The sequence below is a fragment of the Streptomyces sp. NRRL F-5122 genome (assembly GCF_001507435.1).
In the GTDB taxonomy this organism is placed as follows: domain Bacteria; phylum Actinomycetota; class Actinomycetes; order Streptomycetales; family Streptomycetaceae; genus Streptomyces; species Streptomyces lannensis.
The window spans coordinates 68,693-91,204 of the sequence record NZ_LMWH01000254.1 but is presented as its reverse complement, the minus strand read 5'-3'; the positions used below and the strand labels follow the sequence as shown (position 1 = coordinate 91,204).

The window sequence follows — 22,512 nt, the reverse complement described above, 5'->3', positions numbered from 1 at the left end:
CCCGGGGTTCGCCTGCGGGGCCGCGAGGTCACCTGCGCGGCCCCCGCCGCGCAGGCTCAGCCGACCTGGTTGTACATCGCGCCCGCCGCCGGCCAGCCCGTCGGCTCGGGGACCGGCTCCGGCTGGGTGCGGCCGCGGACCTGAGCGGCCGTGAGACCGCCCGCGGCGGGCATGCCGCGCCGGTTCTGCGCGGCCGCCGCGAGTCCGGGCAGGCCGGTCTGCGGGACGGGCTGCAGACCGGCGGCGGGGGCCGGAGCGATTCCGGGCAGCTGCGAAGCGGCGGCCGGCGCCGGCATGGGAGCGGGTGCCGGAGCGGGCATCGGGGCGGGGACGGGCGGTGCGGGCAGCGGAGTCGGTGCGGGCAGCGGGGGTGCCGCGGGCATCGGCGCGGGCATCGGCACGGGGGCCGGTGCCGAGCCGGGGGCGAGCGGCATCGACGACGCCTGGGAGGCGAGCCCCATGACACCCGCGCCGTTGGTCTGGCTGACGAGCCGGTCCACCGCCGCCGTGCCCGAGCTGTAGCTGGTCCCTGTGCCCGGCTCGGGCACGGCGGCTCCCCTCCTGGTCCCGTAGAGCACCTCTTCCATGGCGGACACCAGGCGACGCACGTCCACCTCGGGGCGCACCACGAGCCGCAGGAAGCGACTGGATGAACCGATCTTGTTGCCGCACTCGCGGACGAGGATCCGGTGCTCGGTGAGCAGCCGGTCACGGACGACGGTGCCCTCGGCGCCCAGGGGCAGGCGTACGAAGAGGAAGTTGCCCTGGGAGGGGTAGACCGTCAGACCGGGCAGCTGGGAGAGCTGCCGGGACATGTCCAGACGGTCGCGGCGGACCTGGTGCAGGCTCTCCATGTACTCGGCGCCGTGCTCCCTCAGCATGAACACCACGTGCTCGGCCAAGGAGTTGAGGTTCCACTTCGGCAGCATCGAGCGGACCCGGCCCGCGAGCGAGGGATTGGCGACCAGGTAGCCGAAGCGTATGCCGTGCAGTCCGAAGTTCTTGCCGAGGCTGCGCAGCACGATGACGTTGGGCCGCATCACGGCGTCCTGGACGACGCTCGGTTCGTTCTCGGCGTCGGCGAACTCCAGGAACGACTCGTCGATCACCACCAGGTCGAGGTCCGCCATCGCGTCCATGAACTGCACCAGCGCCTGGCGGGGCACGAACCCGCCGTCGGGGTTGTTCGGATTGCAGACGACGGCGACGCGGGTGCCGCGCTTTCGGATGAACTCGGCGTACTGGGCCAGGTCCAGGGCGAAACCGCTGGACTCCTGGAGCGGGAACATGTCGACGCGTTTGCCGGTCTCCATGGGCTGGTCGGTCCAGCGGCCGAATGTGGGGACGGGGACGGCGAGGGACTCGCGGACCAGCAGATGGTCGATCCAGGTGATCAGTTCGGTCGAGCCGTTGCCCATCGCCACACAACTCGCAGGCAGCTGGAGCAGGTTGCACAGCTCGGCCGTGATCGTCTCGGCGCTGCTCGGATAGTAGGTGATGATCTCGCGCAGCCGTCCTGCCAGTTCGTCGAACATGGCGGGCGTGGGGAAGTAGGGGTTGCAGGGGATGCAGAAGTCCACGGGACCCGTTCCGTCGCCGCCCTCGCGCGTCAGCGCCGCCATCGAGGGACTGTGCGCCGCGGTACCGCGGAACAGCGAGGTGACGGTGTCGCCCATGGAACCTCCGTATGAGGCGGGCCCGGTGGGGACGGCGGGCCCGTCGTCTGTGGGTGGCCCGCGCGGGGGAGCACGGGCCACCCAGTCATACGGACGGGGGAGGGACGGTGTTCAACTCGTGTGAAGCAGGTGTGATTTCCGGAACCGATTCCTCCGGTGAGGTGTCACGCGCCGAACGAGTGAATCGTCGTCGTCCGGTACGTCTGGCCGGGCCGCAGCACGGTCGACGGCCACGACGGCTCGTTCGGGGAGTCCGGGAAGTGCTGGGTCTCCAGGCACAAGCCATCGCCCTGCCGGTAGGTGCGGCCGGAGGTGCCGACGAGGGTGCCGTCGAGGAAGTTCCCGGAGTAGAACTGCAGGCCCGGCTGGTCGGTGGCGATCTTCAGGGTGCGGCCGGAGCGCGGGTCGCGCAGAGTGGCGATGTGCACCGGCTTCGCCGTGACGCCTTTGTCGAGCACCCAGTTGTGGTCGAAGCCCTTGGCCTGCACCTGCTGGGGGTGGCCCGCGCGGATGTCCCGGCCGACCGGCTTGCTCTTGCGGAAGTCGAAGGGGGTGCCGGAGACCTTCGCCAGTTCGCCCGTGGGGATCAGGCCCGTGTCGGTGGGCGTGTAGCGGGAGGCGGCGATCGTGAGCTCGTGGTCCTCGACGGTGCCGCTGCCCTCGCCGGCGAGGTTCCAGTACGTGTGGTTGGTGAGGTTGACGACCGTCGGCCTGTCGGTGGTGGCCTCGTAGTCGATCCGCCAGTCGCCGTCCCGGTTCAGTGTGAAGGTGACCTTGGTCCTGAGTGTGCCCGGATAGCCCATCTCGCCGTCGACGCTGGTGTAATACAGGTGCAAGCCCACGTCCGAGCCGGAAGTGAAGCCCTCGACGTCCCACACCTTGGTATTGAAGCCCTTGGCGCCGCCGTGCAGGCTGTTCACGCCGTCGTTGACGTTCAGCTGGTACTTCTTGCCGTCCAGGGTGAACTGGCCCTTGGCGATGCGGTTGCCGTAGCGGCCGATCGTGGCGCCGAAGAAGGTGGTGCCGGCGACGTAGGCCGCGAGGTTGTCGTAGCCGAGCGAGACGTTGGCGTAGCGGCCGTGCCGGTCGGGGATCTCCAGGGACTGGATGATGCCGCCGTAGGACAGGACCTTCAGCCGGGTGCCGCCGTTCTGCAGGGACCAGCGGTAGACCTTCGTGCCGTCATCCAGCTTGCCGAAGAGCTCCTTTACCGGCTTCCTGCCTCCCGTGGCGGCCTCGGCGGTGCCGGTGCCGAGGGTGGTCGCGGCGACGCCCGCTGCCGCGGCGCCCGCGATGACTGTGCGTCTGTTCAGTTCCATGTGCGGCTCCCGTGAAGGGTGGGGCCCCGTCGTCACGACGGGGCCCGAGCTGACGTGTTACGAACCGGACTTGCGCTTGTTCCACACGTCGAAGCCGACCGCCACCAGAAGGGCGAGGCCCTTGATGACCTGCTGCCAGTCGGTGCCGACGCTGAGGAGGTTCATGCCGTTGTTCAGCACGCCGAGGACGAGCCCACCGATGATCGCGCCGAGGACGGTTCCCACACCGCCGCTCATGGACGCGCCACCGATGAACGACGAGGCGATGGCCTCGAGTTCGAAGTTCACGCCCGCCTTCGGCGAGGCCGCGTTCAGACGGGCGGCGACCACCAGCCCCGCCAGGGCCGCGAGCACGCCCATGTTCAGGAAGACCTGGAAGGTGACCCTCTTGTCCTTGACGCCGGAGAGCTTGGCCGCCGGCAGATTGCCACCGATCGCGTAGATGTGGCGGCCGAAGACGGCGTTGCGCATCACATAGCCGTAGCCGACCACCAGGACGCCGAGGATGATCAGCACGATCGGGGCGCCCTTGTAGCTGGCGAGCAGCAGCGTCAGCACGAGGATCGCGGCGACCAGGGCGACGAGCTTGAGGACGAACAGCTTCGCCGGCGGCACGTCGAGGGCGAACTCCCGCTGGCGGCGGCGGTCCTGCGTCTCCTGCCACACCACGGCGGCGATGAGCACCAGGCCGAGGAGCAGCGTGAGGTTGTGGTAGTTGGTGTTCGGCCCCGCCTCGGGCAGGAAGCCGTTGCCGATCTTCTGCAGCCCGTTCGGGAACGGGCCGAGGGTCTGCCCCTTGAGCAGGATCTCCGTCAGGCCGCGGAAGAGCAGCATCCCGGCGAGGGTGACGATGAACGACGGTATGCCGAGATACGCGATCAGGAATCCCTGCACCGAACCCGCCACCGCGCCCACCAGCAGGCACAGCACCAGGGCCAGGGGCCACGCCATACCGTGCTGCACCGTGAGCACGGCGGCGAACGCGCCCACGAACGCCGTGAGGGAGCCGACCGACAGATCGATGTGCCCGGCGATGATCACCAGCATCATGCCGATCGCGAGGATCAGGATGTAGCTGTTCTGCAGCACCAGATTGGAGACGTTGCGCGGCAGCAGCAGGTCCCCGCCGGTCCAGATCTCGAAGAGGACGACGATCAGACCGAGCGCGATCAGCATGCCGTACTGCCGCATGTTGCGGCGCAGCCCGTTCAGCATCAGCTGGAGCAGGCTCCCGCCCGTGGCCGATCCGCTCTTGCCCGGCGGCGCGGGGGCCGGGGTCCTGGCGGTCACATCCGTGCTCATCGCGTTACCTCTTTGTCCTTCGTCATATGACGCATCAGCACTTCCTGCGTGGCCTCGGCCCGCGGTACCTCACCGGTCAGCCGCCCTGCGGCCATCGTGTAGATGCGGTCGCACATGCCGAGCAGCTCCGGCAGTTCGGAGGAGATGAAGACGACCGCCTTGCCCTGGGCGGCCAGCCGGTCGATGACCGTGTAGATCTCGTACTTGGCGCCCACGTCGATACCGCGTGTGGGCTCGTCCAGGATCAGCACCTCCGGACCCGCGAAGATCCACTTGCTGAGCACGACCTTCTGCTGGTTGCCGCCGGACAGCTTGCCCACCGGTTCGAAGACGGTCGGCGCCTTGATGTTCATGGACGTCCGGTAGCCCTCGGCGACCTGGCGCTCCTCGTGCTCGTCGACCACACCCCGCCTGGACACCTTCTTCAGGGCGGTCAGGGAGATGTTGCGGTTGATGGTGTCGATGAGGTTGAGCCCGTAGTGCTTGCGGTCCTCGGTGACGTACGCGATGCCGTGGCCGACCGCCTCGGCGACGGTCCTGGTCCGGATCTCCTTGCCGTCCTTGAGGACCGTGCCCTGTGCGTACCGGCCGTAGGTGCGTCCGAAGAGGTTCATCGCGAGTTCGGTGCGCCCGGCGCCCATCAGCCCCGCGATGCCGACGATCTCCCCGCGCCGCACCTGGATCGACACATCGTCGACGACCTTGCGCTGCTGGTCGATCGGGTGGAACACGGTCCAGTTGCGGATCTCGAGCGCGGGGGCCGCCCCCTCCTCCGGCTTGTGCGGGGTGCGCTCGGGGAAGCGGTGGTCGAGGTCGCGGCCGACCATGCCGGCGATGATCCGCTCCTCGGTCGTCTCCGGCGCCTTCACGTCGAGCGTCTCGATGGTGCGCCCGTCGCGCAGGATGGTGACGGAGTCGGCGACCTTGCGGATCTCGTTGAGCTTGTGGGAGATGATGATCGAGGTGATGCCCTGGTTCTTCAGCTCCAGGATCAGATCGAGGAGCTTGCCGCTGTCCTCGTCGTTCAGCGCGGCCGTCGGCTCGTCGAGGATGAGGAGCCTCACCGACTTCGACAGGGCCTTCGCGATCTCGACGAGCTGCTGCTTGCCCACGCCGATGTCGGCGACGCGGGTCTCCGGGTGCTCGTCGAGTCCGACGCGGCGCAGCAGTTCGGTGGCGTGCTTGAGGGTGTCGTTCCAGTTGATGAACCCGCGCGTGGCGTGCTCGTTGCCGAGGAAGATGTTCTCGGCGATGGAGAGGAACGGCACCAGCGCCAGCTCCTGGTGGATGATGACGATGCCGTGGTGCTCGCTCGCCCGGATGTCCTTGAAGCGGCAGACCTCCGAGTCGAAGAGGATCTCGCCCTCGTAGGTGCCGTGCGGATGGACGCCGGAGAGCACCTTCATGAGGGTGGACTTCCCGGCGCCGTTCTCACCGCAGATGGCGTGGACCTCGCCCTGGCGGACGGTCAGATTGACGTCCGACAGCGCCTTGACGCCGGGAAAGGTCTTGACGATCGAGCGCATTTCCAGGACGGGTCCCGCCATGGTCGTGCCTTCCAATCAGTTTGGGGTCGGGTACGGCCGCGGGGTCACTTCAGTTCGGCGTCGGTGTAGTAGCCGCCCTTGACCAGGGTCTCCTCGTAGTTGGTCTTGTCGACGCTCACCGGCTGGAGCAGGTACGACGGGACGACCTTCGAGCCGTTGTCGTAGGTCTTGGTGTCGTTGACCTCGGGCTTCTTGCCGGTCAGCACGTCGTCGACCATCGCCGAGGCGACCTCGGCGAGCTTGCGGGTGTCCTTGTAGACGGTCTGCGTCTGCTCACCGGCGATGATCGACTTCACGGAGGCGAGCTCGGCGTCCTGGCCGGTGACGACCGGGAGCGGCTTGCTCTTGCTGCCGTAGCCGTCGGACTTCAACGAGGACAGGACACCGATGGAGATGCCGTCGTACGGCGACAGGACGGCGTCGACCTTCTGGCTCTTGTAGGAGGAGGTGAGGACGTCGTCCATGCGCTTCTGCGCGGTGGCGCCGTCCCAGCGCAGGGTGGTGACCTTGTTGAGCGCGGTCTGACCGGACCGGACGACCAGCTTCTTGCTGTCCAGGTACGGCTTGAGGACGCTCATCGCGCCGTTGAAGAAGTACTTGGTGTTGTTGTCGTCGTTGGATCCGGCGAACAGCTCGATGTTGAAGGGGCCCTTGCCGTCCTTCAGGCCGAGCTTGTCCACGATGTAGTTGGCCTGGAGCTCGCCGACCTTGGTGTTGTCGAAGGATGCGTAGTAGTCGACGTTCTTGGTGCCGAGGATCAGACGGTCGTAGGCGACGACCGGGATCTTGGCGTCCGCGGCCTCCTGGAGCACGTTGTTCAGCGACTTGTTGTCGATGGCCGCGATGATCAGGCCCTTGACGCCCTGGGTGATCAGGTTCTCGATCTGCGAGACCTGGGTGTCCGGGTCGTCCTCGCCGTAGACGAGCTTGGTCTTGTAGCCCTTGGCCTGGAGGTTCTTGACGACGTTGTTGCCGTCGGAGATCCAGCGCTCGGAGGACTTGGTCGGCATCGCGATACCGATGGTGCCGCCCTTGGAACTCCCCTTGTCCTCCTTGCTTCCGCCCTCGCTGTTCTGGCCGCAGGCGGACAGGGTCAGGGCGAGCGAGGCGGCCGAGGCCATCGCGGCGAGAGCGGCTCTGCGAGTGCGCATGGTGATCAGTCCTTGTTCTTCTCGTCGTTGAGAGGGGTGGCCGGCGGTCGGTCGCCGGTGGGGAAGCGATGCAACGAGCCGGGCAGCCGGGAGCCGAGCGGCGCCATGTCGCCGTCCGCGCCGTGCCGGGCGAGCAGGTCGAGAGCGAGCCGGCCGCGCCGCACCCGCTCCCGGGCGGTGTCCAGGGTCAGGTCCCGCAGATGGGTGCCGTACGGGTAGATCCCGGGTGCCCTGGACAGACCGAACTTCAGATACAGCGGTGCGCCGCGCCGGATGAGCTCGGCGACCTCGTACATCCGCACATAGCCTCCGAGGTCGTCGGGGGCCTCGATGTACATGTCCATGGGAGCGGCGGAGACCCGCCGGATCTCCGTCAGATGATCGAGCGTCAGATCACTCGGCACGTTCACGGAGTCGGCGCCGAGGTGCTCGAAGACGGCGTACGACGCCGGGTTGACCGGACCGATGAGCGCGGACACCTTGAGGGTGGTGTCGGCCGGGATGATGCCCGCCGTGCGTGCCCGGTGCAGGGTCCACAGCACGCCCTCGTCGGCCACGAGCAGGCACTTGACGCCCAGTTCGGTGGCCCGCACGGCGTCCTCGACACAGCCGGCGACGGCGTCGTGGCCGCGGGCGCGCAGCCCCGCCCCGCGTGAGTCCGAGCGTACGGAGGCGCCGGTGTCCCAGGTGCCGCGCGGCCCCGTGAACAGACACAGCTCGATGTCGCGTTCACCGGTGGCCTCGACCATCTCGGTGATCTCGGAATCGGTCAGCATCCATACGCCGCTGCCTTGGCTGATGCGGTGGATGGGCACGTCCAGCCTGGAGGACTCCTTGAGGACCACCGCCAGTGCCTCGGGGCCCTCGCACGAGGGGATCTCGGTGCGCCAGCGGCCGCCTCCGGGGAAGGTGTGAGGGGAGGCGTCGGCGGGGGAGAGAGCGGGCGCGCCGAGGCCGAGCGCGGCGAGGACCTGCTCACCGGGCCTGCGGGCTGCCGTAGCGGGGTGGGTCACAGGGCGTCCTTCATGTTCGGTATTTCGGACAAGGTTCGCGACTCTGGGTGTGAAGAAACTTGTGGTGGTACGCCGGCACGGAGCACGTCAGGTGACTCCGTACCGGCGCACGGTCCGGGAGACGTCACGGTCGCAGCAGGACCTTGCCGACCTTCGGATCGCCGGCTCCCACCAGCTCGATGGCCTGGGAGAACTCGGCGAGGGGCAACTCGTGGGTGACCAGCGGCAACGGATCGAGCAGTCCGGCGCCGAAGACCCGTACCGCGTGCGCCCAGGCGTCCGGCGGCGCCCCGAACGCGGTGTGCACCTCCAGCTGCCGTACGACGAGATCGGTGGGGTCGAGGCCCTCGGCGCCCGGCGCCGGGATGCCGGTGAGGACCAGGCGTCCGCCGCGCCTGAGCAGGGAGGCCGCGGTGCGCGCGGCGGACGCTGACCCGGCGGTCTCGACGACGACGTCGAAGTCGGGGGTGAGTTCCTGGTCCTTGGTGCGGAAGCCGGTGGCCCCGAACCGCCGGGACAGCGCCTCGCGGTCGGTCCCGGAACCGACCACCAGCAGTTCGGCAGGGGAGGCGGCCTTCAGGAACTGCACGGCGAACATGCCGAGCGTGCCGGTGCCGACGACCGCGACCCGCTCGCCGGGCCGGGCGTTCACCTTCAGCGCGGCGGCCGCGACGCAGGCGGCGGGCTCCAGGAGGGCCGCGGCCGTCAGGTCCGCGTCGTCCGGCAGCACGTGCAGCAGCCGGGCCGGCAGTGTGAGCGTGGCGGCCATGGCGCCCGGCCGGGTGAAGCCGGTCTCCTCGTAGCCGGCGGTGCACAAAGTGGTCTCACCGGCGTGGCAGCGGTCGCAGACCTGGCAGTTGCGGAAGCCCTCCCCGACCACCTTGCGGCCGACCAGGCCCTCGGGCACCCCGGCACCGACCGCCTGGACCGTGCCCGACCACTCGTGGCCCGGGGTGAGGGGGTAACGGACGTACCCCTCGGGCCGGTTGCCCTGGTACACCTCGCGGTCGCTGCCGCAGATGCCGACGGTATGCACGCCCACCAGCGCCTCGCCGGGTCCCGGCGCGACGGGGTCGTGGGGTACCAGCCGGTGCGCGCCCGGTGCCTCGACGACGACCGCGGTGCTCACTTCGTCCCCTTGGGCTTGCGCTGCTCCCAGCCGTCGGCCCACAGGTCGAACCGGGCCTGCTGCTGGGGGAATTCGGCCGCGGCGTCGATGTCCAGCTCGACGCCCAGCCCAGGGGCGTCGGAGAGGTGGAAGTAGCCGTCGACGACCTCGGGCGCGCCCTTGACCACCTTCTTGATCTCCGCGTCCGCGAAGTCGTTGAAGTGCTCGAGGATCTTGAAGTTCGGGGTGGTGAAGCCGACCTGGAGGGAGGCCGCGGTGAGGACGGACCCGCCCACGTTGTGCGGGGCCACCAGCATGTAGTGGGTCTCGGCGGTCGCGGCCAGCTTCCGGGTCTCCCAGATGCCGCCGATGTGGCCGACGTCCGGCTGGATGATGTCGACGGCCTGGCTCTCGAACAACTCGCGGAACTCGATGCGGTCGTGGATCCGCTCACCGGTGGCTACCGGCAGGTCCACCTTCCCGGCCACCTTCTCCAGCGCCTTGAGGTTCTCCGGCGGCACCGGCTCCTCCAGCCAGGCCGGCTCGAAGGGCGCGAGCTCGCGGGCCAGCCGGACGGCGGTGGCGGGGGAGAAGCGGCCGTGCATCTCCAGCATCAGCTCGGTGTCGGGCCCGATGGCATCCCGCACCGCCTCGATGAGGGAGACGGAGTAGAGGGTCCGGTCGTGGTCGAGCTCGAAGTGTCCGGTGCCGAACGGGTCGATCTTCAGGGCCTTGTAGCCGCGGGCCACGACCTCCTGGGCGGCCTTGTGATACGCGTCCGGGGTCCGCTCGGTGGTGTACCACCCGTTGGCGTACGCCTTGACCCGGTCGGTGACCTTTCCGCCGAGGAGCTGCCAGACGGGGACGCCGAGGGCTTTGCCCTTGATGTCCCAGCAGGCCATCTCGACGACCGCGATACCGGACATGACGATCTCGCCCGCGCGTCCGTAGTCGCCGTACTTCATCCGCCGTACGAGGTCTTCCACGGCGAACGGATCGGAACCGAGAATGTGGTTGGCCTCCGCCTCCCGCAGATAGCCGATCAGCGCGTCGGTGTGGCCCAGCATCCGGGTCTCGCCGACTCCGGTGATGCCCTCGTCGGTGTGCACCTGGACGTATGTCAGGTTGCGCCACGGCGTCCCGACCACGTGTGTGCTGATTCCGGTGATGCGCACGGCAGTTGCCCCTTGCTGCGTCGTCGGTGATTCGTCGGCCCAGGCGGTCTGTTCGAAATTTCGTCACGCGTTCGAAATGCTGGCGTGACAGTAAGGAGGGGGCGGCGGGGGTGTCAATGGGCTGTGCGCATAACGGTTTCGGCAAGGGTTTCGGCAACCGCGTCGCACGCCGTGTTCAACTTGCCACACCGTAACGAGCGATTCCGCACACAACTTTCACAGCTGCCCCTAGGAACGTTACCTGCGAGGAACTTAGTCTTCCCGCGTCATGGACTACTGCCACCCGTGCCGAAGGCACCTCAACGGCGCCCTCGCCTGCCCGGGGTGCGGCACGCCGGTCGACGAACTACGCGCGTACGCCCGCGCGGATGCGGCCGACGCGCATGCCGACGGCCGCGACGACGATCAGGGATACGACAGCTCCGACGGAGCCGAACCGCCGGACGAGGACGAGCCGGGAGCGTCCGGGCGGGCGCAGAGCCGGCGACGGTCGCAGCGGCGCGGGCCCTCCGACGACGCCGACGACGCCTCAGTCGGGCGGTCGGGTCGTCGCGACCGCAAGGCCGCGGCCCATCGGCGGCGCCGTAGGCGCGTGCTGTTCGTGGGTGCCGGACTGCTGCTGGCCGCGGGCGCGCTGAGCCTCGCCGAACTCGGCATAGAGGCACCCGGGACCACCCCCAAGACCGCGGCCGCCGGGGACGAGACGGCGGACGGCGGTGCCGCCGCGAAGGAGAGCGCCACGCCGTCCGACGGCGGTGCCGGGGGTGCGGCCTCGCCTTCCTCCTCGATCTCCGTGTCTCCGTCGGCCTCGGAGTCCGCCAAGGACAAGAAGGACAAGGGCAAGGAGACCGACGCGGCCACGCCGTCGGCGACCGCGACGAGCCTTCCGCCCCGCTCGAACCCGGCCCCCTCGATCACGCCGTCGTCCGCGCCTAGTTCGGCTCCGTCGAGCCGTCCTCCGTCGTCGAGCCCGACTCCGCACCCGAAGCCCACGAAAACCTGCAACCGTTTCCTGTGGTGGTGCACGTAGTACCTGTGTGAGGCGCGCATCCGGGGGCCGCACGCTCCGTCCGGTGTACGGGGGGAGGTGCGGCAGAGGCCGCGGTGCGCCGCGGGCCGAACTCCTCCCGGGACCGTGCTATGCCTCCAGCATCCGGTGCAGCAGGTCCCGCAGCGACAGACGTTCGTCGTCCGACAGCCCCGCCAGGGGCTCCCGGGCGAAGTTCAGCGAATCACGCAGCCCGCGCGCCAGCCGGCTGCCCTCCTCCGTCGCCGCCGCCAGCTTCACGCGGCGGTCCGCCGGGTCCGGGCGCCGTTCCACGAGCCCCCGCGCCTCCAGCCGGTCCACGATCCCGGTGACGTTGGACGGCTCGCACTTCAGCTTCTGCGCGAGCCGCCGCATCGGCAGCGGCTCCAGCGACAGCAGGCTCAGCAGTCGTGCCTGGGCCCCGGTCAGCGCGTGCTCGGCCGCCGCCTCCTCGTACTCCTCGTGGTAGCGGGCCACGACCGCACCGATCAGTTCCACGACCTCCAGGGTCAGCGGGTCTATGCGGGGTGTCTTCTGCGTGGCCATGCGGTCCAGGCTACCTCTTTACTTGACAGCCTGAAATATTCAGGAGCATGGTTGTTTCAGGTACTGAAGTATTCGGATCGCAACCCTGACGAGAGGCGCCATGAGCGACACCCCCACCCTCCCCGCCGTCAGCCGTGAATGGCATCTGCTCAGCCGCCCGGTCGGCTGGCCCGACGCCGAGGACTTCGCCCTCGTCGAGGCGGAGCTCCCGCAGCCGGGCGAGGGCCAGGTCCTGGTCCGGAACACGTATGTGTCCGTCGACCCGTACATGCGCGGCCGTATGAGCGCCGCCAAGTCGTATGCCGCGCCGTACGAGCTGAACCGGCCGATGCAGGGCGGTGCGGTCGGCGAGGTCGTCGTCTCCCGCGCCGAGGGGATCGAGGCCGGCGACCATGTGCTGCACTTCCTCGGCTGGCGCGAGTACGCCGTTGTGGACGCGGCGCAGGTCGTCAAGGTCGACGCCGACGCTGCGCCGCTGTCCACGTACCTGGGTGTGCTGGGCATGACGGGGCTCACCGCGTACGCCGGTCTGCTGCGGACCGCGGCGTTCAAGGAGGGCGACTCCGTCTTCGTGTCGGGTGCGGCCGGAGCCGTCGGCAGCCAGGTGGGTCAGATCGCCAAGCTGAAGGGCGCCTCGCGGGTCATCGGCTCGGCCGGATCCGACGAGAAGGTCAAGCTCCTGGTCGAGGAGTACGGCTTCGACGCGGCCTTCAACTACAAGAACGGGCCCGTGAGCCGGCAGCTGCGCGAGGCCGCCCCCGACGGCGTCGACGTGTACTTCGACAACGTCGGCGGTGAGCACCTGGAGGCGGCCGTCGGATCCCTCAACCGGGGCGGCCGCGTCGCCGTCTGCGGCATGATCTCCGTCTACAACGACACCGAGCCCTCCCCGGGTCCGAGGAACCTCGCCCGCCTGATCCAGACCCGCGGCCGCATCGAGGGCTTCCTGGTCGGGGACCACTACGACCTGCAGCCGCAGTTCGTCCAGGAGGTCGGCCCCTGGGTCCGCTCCGGCGAGCTCAAGTACCGCGAGACCGTGGTCGAGGGCATCGAGAACAATCTGGAGGCGTTCTTCGGTGTCCTGCGCGGTGACAACATCGGGAAGATGATCGTCAAGCTCTGACGGGCGATTTCACCGTGACGCCTGCCGGATCAGGGTCGTTCGACACGACGGGGCCGCACCCTTGGACGTGGGGTGCGGCCCTCCGGCTTCCCGCCTTGTGTCCGTCGCGACGGGCACAAGGCGGGCCGCCGCCGCAGAAGGACTGCGACGACGGCCCAGTCGGGTGAGCTGCTTACCAGCGGCTACGGCGCGGGCTGGACGTGGCAGATCACGTAGGCCTGGAACCCTCCGCCGAGGACGGTGGCGGATGCCGTGGTCTGCCATCCGGTGGCTGGGCCGGACTGAGTGCCCACGCCCACGGGCACCGGATTGTTGGCGGTGACATTGAGCGGTGCCAGGACACCGGTGGCGATGTAGCCGCCACCGGTGGCGGAATCGTCGTCCAAACACTGGGCGGTCGACTGCACGCCCAACCCGACGGCGTTGTCGCCCTTGATGACGTAGGTGTTCAGAATCGCCCCGCCCAGGTCGCCCTGCGGGCCTTGTGTTCCCGGTACGCCCTGTGTTCCCGCGGTGCCCTGCGGGCCCTGTGTTCCTGTGGTGCCCTGTGTTCCCGGTACGCCCTGTGTTCCCGGTACGCCCTGTGTTCCCGGTACGCCCTGCGGGCCCTGTGTTCCTGCGGTGCCCTGCGTTCCCGGTACGCCGGTGGCACCCTGGGAACCCTGTGTTCCCGCAACGCCCTGTGCTCCCTGCGTTCCCGGAACGCCCTGCGCTCCCTGTGTTCCCTGAGGGCCGCCGAAGGCTCCCTGTGCTCCCTGTGTGCCCTGGGGCCCCTGGATGCCGACACCGGGGACGCCCTGCGGGCCCCGAATACCCGGTACGCCCTGGGGGCCCTGGAAGCCGCGCGGACCTGGCTCGCCGCGGTCACCGCGTTCGCCGCGTGGACCCTGTGGGCCGCGGTCGCGGTCGTTGGCCCTGACCGTCGTAGCACCGTTCGGTCCCGGCAGCCCCAGGCTGTGCTGGGAGCCCGAGCGCTGGACGGCATCGGCGATGGCCACAGTGCTCGGGACCACGTTGAGCACCGCAGCGAGGGTGCCTGCCGAAACCAGGGTGACGGTTCTCACCCGGTTGCGACCGATGGTTTTACGGTTCACCGGACATCCTTCCGTGAAGAAACTTGGAGTGGGCCGTGGCCGCCGTGCGAGGCAGGCCGAGGAGCCCGCGTGGTCGCCGCGGAAACACCAGGCGCCCGGAGAAGACTCATGGCCTTCCCTGCGGGCGACGGCAATGCGATCGAATGGTGTGTTTGTGCGGCGTTCGTGGAGAGTTACGGACGGCGTCATTGTTCACAGACGATCAGGTCTGGCTCATTCGCGGCCCGCACCGGACGGACAAGATCACCCGAGTGGCAGGGTGGAGTAACGGGAAACTGCCGCTCATTCGGCTGCACTCTTGGGCCGGATGACGGAGGAATTGGTATCCAAAAAGGCTTGCCCGACCGCAAATTGCGGCTCGTGTCAGCGTATTGAAGATGCGTCAGGCTCCTCTATGGTGACGCCATGCGTGGAATTCTGCTGGCAGGCGGCACCGGCTCGCGACTCTGGCCGCTGACCCGATCCGTTTCCAAACAGCTTCTGCCGGTGTTCGACAAGCCCATGGTCTATTACCCGCTTTCCACACTGGTGTTGGCGGGGGTGAGTGAAATCCTCGTCATCACGACCCCGGGCGATCAGGAGCAGTTCCGCTCGCTGCTCGGCGACGGAAGCCAGTTGGGTCTGCGCATCGACTATGTGACGCAGGAGCGCCCCGAGGGCATCGCCCAGGCCTTTCTGCTGGGCTCCGAATTCATCGGGGACGAATCCGTCGCGCTGATCCTGGGTGACAACATCTTCCATGGATCGGGCCTCGGCGCCCGGTTGGCGCACGAGGACGGGATGCGCGGCGGCCAGGTGTTCGCCTACCAGGTCGCAAACCCGTCGGCCTACGGTGTGGTCGAGTTCGACGAGCAGGGCCGTGCGCTCTCCGTCGAGGAGAAGCCCGCCCGGCCGAGATCCCCGTACGCCGTGCCCGGGCTGTACTTCTACGACAGCCGGGTCGTGGAGATCGCCCGCCGGCTGCGGCCCAGCGCACGTGGCGAGTTGGAGATCACGGACCTCAATCGCGTCTACCTCGACGCCGGGGAACTCCGCGTCACCCGGCTCGACCGGGGCACCGCCTGGCTGGACACGGGGACCTTCACGTCCATGGTGCAGGCCTCGGAGTTCGTCCGGGTGATCGAGGAGCGCCAGGGTCTCAAGGTCGGCTGTGTCGAGGAGGCGGTCTGGCGGGTCGGACTGATCGACGACGACCAGCTGCGCGAACTTGCCCGGCCGCTCCTCAAGAGCGGATACGGCCAGTACCTGCTGGGGCTGCTCGACGACGAATGGTGCACCGTCGTGCCGCAGCGCGGCAGCGGCCCGCGCCAGGGGGAGCCGTTCCGGGCGCAGTCCCTCGCGGTCAAGTGACGGCGGCCGGGACTCGGCCGCATGTGTCGTCTGTGGAAGGAAAGCATCGGGTGAGACCGCTTGGCATCGAAGGGGCCTGGGTGGACACGCCCCGGGCGTTCACGGACCGGAGGGGCCGCTTCCATGAGTGGTTCAGGGCCGACCGGTTCCGCGAGGCGACCGGTCACGCACTGCGTCTGGAGCAGGCGAACTGCTCCCGGTCCATGCGCGGCGCTCTCCGCGGCATCCACTACGCGTCGGTTCCGCCGGGGCAGGCCAAGTACGTGACGTGCATCAGTGGAGCGGTGCTCGACGTGGTCGTGGACATCCGTACCGGCTCCCCGACCTTCGGCAGGTGGGAGGCGGTCCGGCTGGACGACCAGGAGCACCGGGCCGTCTACCTCTCGGAGGGTCTGGGCCACGCCTTCATGGCGCTGGAGGAGGGCTCCACCGTGGTCTACCTCTGTTCCGAGGGATATGCGCCGCAGCGGGAGTTCGGCGTCCACCCCCTCGACCCGGCGCTGGCGATCGAATGGCCCACGGATCTCGGTCCCGAACTCTCCGACAAGGACGCCGCGGCTCCCACCCTGGCGGAGGCCGAGCGGGAGGGCCTGCTGCCCTCCTATGCGGAGTGCGTCGCATATCGGCAGCGCCTGAAGGCCCGGCCGGACGAACACCCGGTTGCGGTGTCGCCGGCGTGAAGCGAACCCCGAGCGGTGCCCGGGTCCCGGCGTCACCGGGGCTCGGGGCGCCGTCGTCCCACATTCCGGCCTCATCAAGAACAAGCAGTCTCCCGGCCGTAGTTCCGGCACGTCAGAGCATCGGAGAACCATGCGCATCCTTGTGACCGGCGGGGCCGGCTTCATCGGTTCGGAATTCGTCCGGAGGTGGCTGAATTCCGATCCGACGGCACATGTCACGGTTCTGGACAAACTCACCTATTCCGGGGTCGAGGAGAATCTCGCCTCCGTGGCCCGGCATCCCGGTTACCGCTTCGTGCGCGGCGACGTCTGCGATCCCGATGTGGTCGACCAGGTGACGGCGGGTCAGGACGCGGTCGTGCACTTCGCTGCCGAGTCGCACGTGGACCGGTCGATCACGGGGGCCGGGCCCTTCGTCCACACCAACGTCGTCGGCACCCAGGTACTGCTGGACGCGGCGCTCCGGCACCGTGTCGGCCGGTTCCTCCAGGTCTCGACGGACGAGGTGTACGGCTCGATCAGCGAGGGGTCGTGGACCGAGGAGTGGCCGCTCGCGCCCAACTCCCCCTATTCCGCGTCGAAGGCCGCGGCCGACCTCCTTGTACTCGCCTGCCACCGCACCCACGGCATGGACGTGGTCGTGACCCGGTGCACCAACAACTACGGGCCCCACCAGTTCCCCGAGAAGGTCGTTCCGCTGTTCATCACCAACCTGCTCGACGGGAAGAACGTCCCCCTGTACGGGGACGGCCGCCACATCCGCGACTGGCTGCACGTCTCGGACCACTGCCAGGGCATCGAACTGGTTCTGCGCGGCGGGAGGTCCGGGGAGGTCTACAACATCGGCGGCGGGACGGAGGTGAGCAACCACAAGCTCACCGGACTGCTGCTGGACGCCGTCGGGGCCGACTGGGACCGGGTCACGTACGTGCCCGACCGCAAGGGCCACGATCTGCGCTACTCGCTGGACGACAGCAAGATCCGCGAACAGCTCGGCTACGCGCCCCGATTCCCGTTCGCGGAGGGGCTGGCGGCCACGGTCGCCTGGTACCGGGACAACCGCTCCTGGTGGGAGCCGCTCAAGATCAGGGGGGAGTGGGGATGACGATGAAGTGGCTGGTGACCGGCGCGGGCGGGATGCTCGGCCGGGACGTGCTGACGGAGCTCGCCGCCGATCCCGACGCCGAGGTGACCGCACGGACGCGCAGTGGGCTCGACATCACCGACCCTGAGGCCGTGCGCGCGGCCGTCGCCGGGCACCACGTGGTCGTCAACTGCGCCGCGTGGACGGACGTCGACCGTGCCGAGCAGGAGGAGGAGGCCGCGACCGCCGTCAACGGCGCCGCTGTGCGCCATCTCGCGAGCGCCTGCGCGGACGCGGGGGCCGTCCTGCTGCATGTCTCCACCGACTACGTCTTCAGCGGCGACGCGGGGTATCCCTACACCGAGGACGCCCGGACCGGCCCGCTCAACGCGTACGGCCGGGGCAAACTGGTGGGGGAGCGGGCGGTGGCCAAGCTGCTGCCCCGCACCGGCTACACGGTACGCACCGCCTGGCTCTACGGGACGCACGGGCGCAACTTCGTGGCCACCATGCTCGAACTCGCGGGCCGGCGCGAGACCCTGGACGTGGTCGCGGACCAGTTCGGCCAGCCCACCTGGTCCGGTGCCCTCGCCCGGCAGTTGGCCGCGCTCGGCCGCGCCGCACTGGCCGGCCGGGCGCCGGCGGGCATCTACCACGGTACGGCCGCCGGCCGGACGACCTGGTTCGGACTGGCCCGGGAGACCTACCGGCTCAGCGGCCTCGACCCCGAGCGCATCCGCCCGGTCGGTTCGGAGGCCTTCCCGCGGCCAGCCGTCCGTCCGGCGTTCGGGGTGCTGGGGCACGGCGCCTGGCCGCGCGCCGGTGTCCCCTGCCAGCCCCGCTGGCAGGAGCAGCTGTCGGCGGCCCTGGACACGTCCCGGTTCGCGGAACTGGCCGCCGCGGCCCGTATCCCGGGCTGACCGGGCGAGCCCGTCGGTCCGTCGGTCCGGGCGAAGCCGGCGGACGCGCCCTGACACGCGGTGGACGCATGGCGCCCGCCCTGCCCGAGCGGTGCCGGGCAGAGCGGGCGCCATCCCTCTCAGACGAGCAGCGGCCCGCCGTTGCGCACCGCGCCCTCCTTCATGGCGATGAGGTTCGCCACGACATAGGAGATGTTGTTCGCGGAGTGCCACTCGGTCGGGAAGTACGTCACCAGCCGGGAGCTCTGGAAGCGCGCCTCGATCTCGGGGACGAACGCCCGGTACTGGTTGTCGGTGTAGTACCAGAACGAGTTCTCGTTGTAGAACGCCACATGCGTGGGGTCCTGGTAGGCGCCGCGTCCGTCGGAGCTGGGCGTCATGGTCAGCAGCATGCCGCCCGGCGCGAGGAGCCGGTACAGCTCGTTGATCAGCGGCACCTTGGCGGGCACGTGCTCGAGGAAGTCCACCGCCCGGATCAGACCGACGGAGGCGTCCGGCAGGTCCAGTCTGTCGGGCAGCGTCGCCACGAAGTCGACGCCGTCTCCCGGGTGCTGGTCCACTCCCAGGTAGCCCGGCGGCTTGCGGTGGGCCGCGCCGAGGTCGAGCGCCACCAGCCCGCGGCGCTGGGTCCAGGCGAGGGCGTTGGCCTCGATGTACTTGTCGTAGAGGGCGACCGTCTCGCGCTGGATGTGCGCGTTGATCTCCTTGTCGCGCTGGGTGTTCGCGCCGTGCATGCGCTGGAGGTAGAGGCAGCGCTCGATGTGGTGGAAGTCGCCGGCCTGGAAGAGCCGGGACATCATGTCCTGGTCGTCCAGCACCGTGCGGGTGGCGTCGTAGCCGCCGACCTTCTCGTAGACGTCCCTCCGGAACGAGCGCACATGATTGGGCGCGTACCAGATGTACGAGACGTTGTGCGGCGTCGGTGCCATGGTCTTGGCCGCCAGCAGCCGCCGGCCGTCGACGTCCACCTCCTCGTACTTCCAGCCGTACGTCTCGTTGAAGCGGGAGTCGTCCCGTCCGCCGTCCTCGGTGATCTGGGCGGTGTTGCTGTAGACGAAGACGACGTCCGGGTGCTCGTCGAACGCCTTGCCGATCTCGGCGAGGCAGTCCCTGGCCAGCAGGTCGTCGTGGTCGAGTTCCACGAGGATCTCGCCGCAGGCGAGTTCGCAGGCCCTGCGCTTCGCGGCCCCGACGCCCCTGACGTCGTCCGCGATCTCCACGCGGACCCGCTCGTCGGGCCGTTCGGGTCGCCAGCGAGCCCCGTTGTTGAGCAGGACGATCCACTCCCAGTCCGAGCAGGACTGCGCCTGCAGCGTCGCCAGGCACTCGTCCAGGAAGCTCGGCCGGTGGCTGGGGGTGAAGACGGAGAACCTGGGTGTCGCATTCGACGTCATCTGGGGCTACCTGCCTGAGGTCTCGTTGGATTCGGAGCCGGCTTCGACGGAGTCCTTGAAGGGCTTCGGTACTTGGGAGCGCAGGGAAGGGTCGAGGTCGACGGCGTGCTGATACGCGTCCTGTGCCTTTTTGTCGAGGCCCTTGATGGCCATCGTCTCGCCGATCTGGAAATAGGCGGTGGAGGCCTTCGGGTTGACGGATACGGCCCGCTGCAGCAGCTCGAGCGCCCGGTCGGGGTCACTTTTCTTCAGCAGCAGGGCCTTGTTGAAAAGAGCCGACGTGAACGACGAGTCGGCCTTCAGAGCCGAGTCGTACGCCTTGAGGGCATCGGCTCGTCGGCCCTCTCTCTCGGCCACGACGCCCATGTTGTACCAGGCGAGTTTGTTGTGCGGGTCCAACTCCAGGACGCGTTTGAAGGTGGCTTTCGCACCGTCGAAGTCCTGGTACTGCACCTGCAACAGACCTGCCTGCATGAGCGCGTCGGCCTTGAGTGCGGTACGGGGCGCATCGTCGGGCTTGGCCTCCGGAGCCTTGGCCGGCTGCGACATGATGGCCCAGGTGGCCGTTCCTGCGGCGACCGCGACCGCTGCGCCGACGCCTGTCCACAATCTTTTCACTTGTCACATCTCAGGGAGTCGGGATGGGATCCGGCTGCGTGAGGAGCCCGGTGGACGACGCCGGGTGTGATGGATTTCGGCGGTCGTCATGGCGGCCAAGGTAACGATGCGCCCGATATGTCGTCATCTGTCGTAGGTGATCAACTGCCGCAGACCACCCGAACGTACGTATTCAGAGCGGGCGGAGTGATATCGGACCGTGAATTCCGTTGTATTAAAGGGTCATTAGCAAAGGTGCCGGTTCATATCGCCGCGGTCCGGCCCCTACTGCCCTGACACCCGCGCGGGGCCGTGCGGGCGTCTCGGTAAAGTCCTCCCCATGCGTGATCTCGGGGTGGGATTCGGTCGTCTTCTGTCGGGTCAGCGATGGGTGGCCCGGCACGGCAGGCAGTACGGCATCGGCCTGCTGCCGGGGCTGATAACCCTCGTCCTGTACGCGGCGGCGCTGTTCGCCCTGGCCGTGTGGGGCGAGGACGCCGTGACCTGGGCGACGCCGTTCGCCGACGGCTGGCCGAGCCCTTGGCTCGGCCTCTTCCGCGGCTTCCTCACGGCCGTGCTCTTCGCACTCGCCCTGCTGCTGGCCGTGCTCACCTTCACCGCCGTCACCCTCGTCGTCGGTCAGCCGTTCTACGAAAGCCTCTCGGAAACGGTCGACCGCGACGTCTCGCCGGACGGCACGGCCCCGCAGTCCGGTCTGCCGCTCCACCGCGAACTGTGGATATCGATCCGGGACAGCGCCCGCATCCTCGTCCGCGCCATGGTCTGGGGCGTTCTCCTCTTCGCTCTCGGCTTCGTTCCGTTCGTCGGCCAGACCGTCGTGCCCGTGATCGGCTTCTTCGTCACCGGCTTCTTCCTCACCGAGGAACTCACCGCCATCGCCCTTCAGCGCCGCGGGGTGGAACTGCGGGAGCGCCTCGCGCTGTTGCGCTCCCGCAAGCTGCTCGTCTGGGGTTTCGGCACGCCGCTCGGCCTTGCCTTCCTCGTCCCGTTCGTCGCCGTGTTCCTGATGCCGGGCGCGGTCGCGGGCGCCACGCTGCTGGCCCGCGACCTGCTCGGTGAGGAGACGGCCGGGGAGCGGGAAACTGAGGGGGAGCAGGTCACCCCCGCCTGAGGCCGGGTCCGGAGACGGAGTTCGCCGCCACCGTCACGATCGCCCGGACCTGCGCGATGATGTCGACCCGGTTCCGTACGAACTCGGGGTCGGTGACCGTCCCCGTCGCGGGATCCGTGTTCCCCGCCCCGAACTGCAGGACCGGTGTGTGCACGTGCCCGCCGGGCAGAGTCCCGTGCAGTCCGAGCCGGTCCCGCAGCAGCGTCGCCCGGTAGGCGATCTCGTTGGAGAGATAGTCGCCGCCGCCTCCTGCCCGCGCCGTCGAACCCGGGGTCGGCCCGTCCGCCCGTACGACGGCAGTGGTGCCGCCCGCCGGGATCTCGGTGACCTCCGTGTGGTCGTAGACGGGGAAGCGGCCGGTGTCCGACGCGACGATCGCACGATACGGAAGGGTCGTCGACGTCCACTGAGGCTGTGTCGCCGGCTGGGCGACCGGGACCGTGCCGGTGCTGCTGACGTTGTTGTTGTCCGGGAAGCCGCCCCGCCAGGCCCCGTTGGTCCGCTCGACGTCGAAGCGGCCGACCCTGCCCTGACTCACGGTCGTGAACAGGTCGACCTTCGGCAGGTACGGGCGCAGCGACCGCTCCACCGTCATGTCGGCGAAGTCCTGCCAGCGCACGGGGAACACCATGGTCTCGATGCGCGCGGGACCGTCCGCCGTCCGGACCGTGGTGCCGTCCAGCGCGAGCGCGCCGGCCCCCGAGGGGTTCGAGATCCGGATGTCCCGGTCCAGCGTGAACGGGTCGAACCCGGTGAGCAGGATCCGCTTCACACCCCCGCCGTGCGGGTACCGGACGCTGTCCTGACCGCGTGAGGTGGTCTCCAGTTCCGACAGCAGCCTCGCGCGTCGGCCGTCGGACAGGCCGAAGCGCGGTTCCCAGGACCGTACTTCCCGGGTCATCGCCAGTCGTGCCCAGTACAGCGGCCGGTCGTCGTCCCGGCTCAGGTCCCCGCCCAGCGGCCCTCGCCCCTGCGCCCGGTCGACGGCCCGCTGCCACAGCCGTGATCCCTGCCGGGTGACGACGCGCTCGGCCTGTGCGTAGGAGCGGCTCCTCGCCAGTGCCCGGGCGAACTCGGGGGCGACGGAGGCGAATCCGGATCGCCTGAGGATCTCTTGCGGAACCGCGCCGTCGAGCCGCTGTTCCTCGACGGTCGTGGTGGGGGCCGGGCCGGCGGTCGCGGTCTGCGGGACAGCCAGTCCCGCGAGCAGGGTCAGTCCCAGGACGCCGAGCCGAACACTTTGGGAGATCAAGGGAATTCAGGTCCTTCCGATC

The 22,512-nt window shown here is 69.1% G+C and carries 20 protein-coding genes; 7 read left to right on the top strand and 13 right to left on the bottom strand.

Translation table 11 applies throughout. The features are described from left to right. Positions 1-56: 56 nt before the first annotated feature. The 8 genes from ADL25_RS32315 to ADL25_RS32280 form a co-directional block, all read right to left on the bottom strand. On the bottom strand, positions 57-1,676 hold the full coding sequence (locus ADL25_RS32315; RefSeq protein WP_059131441.1) for a pyridoxal phosphate-dependent aminotransferase: 1,620 nt from the start codon (positions 1,674-1,676) through the stop codon (positions 57-59). A gap of 164 nt (positions 1,677-1,840) precedes the next feature. Beyond that, complete coding sequence (locus ADL25_RS32310; RefSeq protein WP_059131440.1) at positions 1,841-2,995, bottom strand: aldose epimerase family protein; 1,155 nt, start codon at positions 2,993-2,995, stop codon at positions 1,841-1,843. 57 nt (positions 2,996-3,052) lie between these two features. Next, positions 3,053-4,297 (bottom strand): multiple monosaccharide ABC transporter permease, encoded by a 1,245-nt coding sequence (mmsB, locus tag ADL25_RS32305; protein ID WP_059131439.1) that lies wholly within the window; start codon positions 4,295-4,297, stop codon positions 3,053-3,055. Beyond that, a complete protein-coding gene (mmsA, locus tag ADL25_RS32300) occupies positions 4,294-5,844 on the bottom strand; it encodes a multiple monosaccharide ABC transporter ATP-binding protein (RefSeq protein ID WP_059131438.1) in 1,551 nt (516 codons plus the stop codon). The genes mmsB and mmsA overlap by 4 nt, the downstream gene beginning before the upstream one ends. A gap of 44 nt (positions 5,845-5,888) precedes the next feature. After that, a complete protein-coding gene (gene chvE, locus ADL25_RS32295) occupies positions 5,889-6,995 on the bottom strand; it encodes a multiple monosaccharide ABC transporter substrate-binding protein (protein ID WP_059131437.1) in 1,107 nt (368 codons plus the stop codon). 5 nt (positions 6,996-7,000) lie between these two features. Next, the gene (locus ADL25_RS32290; RefSeq protein ID WP_059131436.1) at positions 7,001-8,008 is read right to left on the bottom strand and encodes a hypothetical protein; all 1,008 of its coding nucleotides are present in this window, start codon (positions 8,006-8,008) and stop codon (positions 7,001-7,003) included. A 124-nt stretch (positions 8,009-8,132) separates the two neighbouring features. Then, positions 8,133-9,137, bottom strand: coding sequence for a zinc-dependent alcohol dehydrogenase (locus ADL25_RS32285; protein ID WP_059131435.1), 1,005 nt, complete (start codon positions 9,135-9,137; stop codon positions 8,133-8,135). Continuing rightward, a complete protein-coding gene (locus tag ADL25_RS32280; protein WP_059131434.1) occupies positions 9,134-10,291 on the bottom strand; it encodes a mandelate racemase/muconate lactonizing enzyme family protein in 1,158 nt (385 codons plus the stop codon). Before ADL25_RS32280 ends, ADL25_RS32285 begins: the two co-directional genes overlap by 4 nt. 268 nt (positions 10,292-10,559) lie before the next feature. Between ADL25_RS32280 and ADL25_RS32275 the strand changes: the two genes are divergently transcribed. Then, a complete protein-coding gene (locus ADL25_RS32275; protein ID WP_059131433.1) occupies positions 10,560-11,321 on the top strand; it encodes an SCO2400 family protein in 762 nt (253 codons plus the stop codon). 108 nt (positions 11,322-11,429) lie between these two features. On the opposite strand, the gene ADL25_RS32270 is transcribed toward ADL25_RS32275, so the two are convergent. Next, positions 11,430-11,864, bottom strand: coding sequence for a MarR family winged helix-turn-helix transcriptional regulator (locus ADL25_RS32270; protein WP_059131432.1), 435 nt, complete (start codon positions 11,862-11,864; stop codon positions 11,430-11,432). 100 nt (positions 11,865-11,964) lie between these two features. On the opposite strand from ADL25_RS32270, the gene ADL25_RS32265 reads away from it, so the two are divergent. Then, positions 11,965-12,987 carry an NADP-dependent oxidoreductase gene (locus ADL25_RS32265; protein WP_059131431.1) on the top strand — a complete coding sequence of 341 codons (1,023 nt, stop codon included), beginning with the start codon at positions 11,965-11,967 and terminating at the stop codon, positions 12,985-12,987. Between the two features lie 182 nt (positions 12,988-13,169). Here ADL25_RS32265 and ADL25_RS32260 read toward each other — a convergent pair whose 3' ends face one another. Next, entirely contained in the window at positions 13,170-14,081 is a 912-nt protein-coding gene (locus tag ADL25_RS32260; protein ID WP_059131430.1) for a collagen-like protein, read from the bottom strand. A gap of 405 nt (positions 14,082-14,486) precedes the next feature. On the opposite strand from ADL25_RS32260, the gene rfbA reads away from it, so the two are divergent. The 4 genes from rfbA (at position 14,487) to rfbD (ending at position 18,115) form a co-directional block, all read left to right on the top strand. Then, the gene (gene rfbA, locus ADL25_RS32255; protein WP_059131429.1) at positions 14,487-15,431 is read left to right on the top strand and encodes a glucose-1-phosphate thymidylyltransferase RfbA; all 945 of its coding nucleotides are present in this window, start codon (positions 14,487-14,489) and stop codon (positions 15,429-15,431) included. 50 nt (positions 15,432-15,481) lie between these two features. Further along, complete coding sequence (locus ADL25_RS32250; RefSeq protein WP_059131428.1) at positions 15,482-16,111, top strand: dTDP-4-dehydrorhamnose 3,5-epimerase family protein; 630 nt, start codon at positions 15,482-15,484, stop codon at positions 16,109-16,111. Positions 16,112-16,241: 130 nt separating this feature from the next. Further along, positions 16,242-17,216 (top strand): dTDP-glucose 4,6-dehydratase, encoded by a 975-nt coding sequence (gene rfbB, locus ADL25_RS32245; RefSeq protein ID WP_059131427.1) that lies wholly within the window; start codon positions 16,242-16,244, stop codon positions 17,214-17,216. Beyond that, positions 17,213-18,115, top strand: coding sequence for a dTDP-4-dehydrorhamnose reductase (rfbD, locus tag ADL25_RS32240; protein WP_059131426.1), 903 nt, complete (start codon positions 17,213-17,215; stop codon positions 18,113-18,115). Before rfbB ends, rfbD begins: the two co-directional genes overlap by 4 nt. Before the next feature lie 119 nt (positions 18,116-18,234). On the opposite strand, the gene ADL25_RS32235 is transcribed toward rfbD, so the two are convergent. Together ADL25_RS32235 and ADL25_RS32230 are read right to left on the bottom strand one after the other, a co-directional pair. Beyond that, positions 18,235-19,509, bottom strand: coding sequence for a glycosyltransferase (locus ADL25_RS32235; protein ID WP_059131425.1), 1,275 nt, complete (start codon positions 19,507-19,509; stop codon positions 18,235-18,237). Positions 19,510-19,515: 6 nt separating this feature from the next. Continuing rightward, positions 19,516-20,127, bottom strand: a complete 612-nt coding sequence (locus ADL25_RS32230; protein ID WP_147317907.1) for a tetratricopeptide repeat protein — start codon at positions 20,125-20,127, stop codon at positions 19,516-19,518. Positions 20,128-20,446: 319 nt separating this feature from the next. Here ADL25_RS32230 and ADL25_RS32225 point away from each other — a divergent pair, with 319 nt between their 5' ends. Continuing rightward, positions 20,447-21,238, top strand: a complete 792-nt coding sequence (locus tag ADL25_RS32225; RefSeq protein WP_059131423.1) for an EI24 domain-containing protein — start codon at positions 20,447-20,449, stop codon at positions 21,236-21,238. On the opposite strand, the gene ADL25_RS32220 is transcribed toward ADL25_RS32225, so the two are convergent. Further along, the gene (locus ADL25_RS32220) at positions 21,225-22,490 is read right to left on the bottom strand and encodes a hypothetical protein (RefSeq protein WP_059131422.1); all 1,266 of its coding nucleotides are present in this window, start codon (positions 22,488-22,490) and stop codon (positions 21,225-21,227) included. The genes ADL25_RS32225 and ADL25_RS32220 overlap by 14 nt on opposite strands. Between the last annotated feature and the right edge of the window lie 22 nt (positions 22,491-22,512).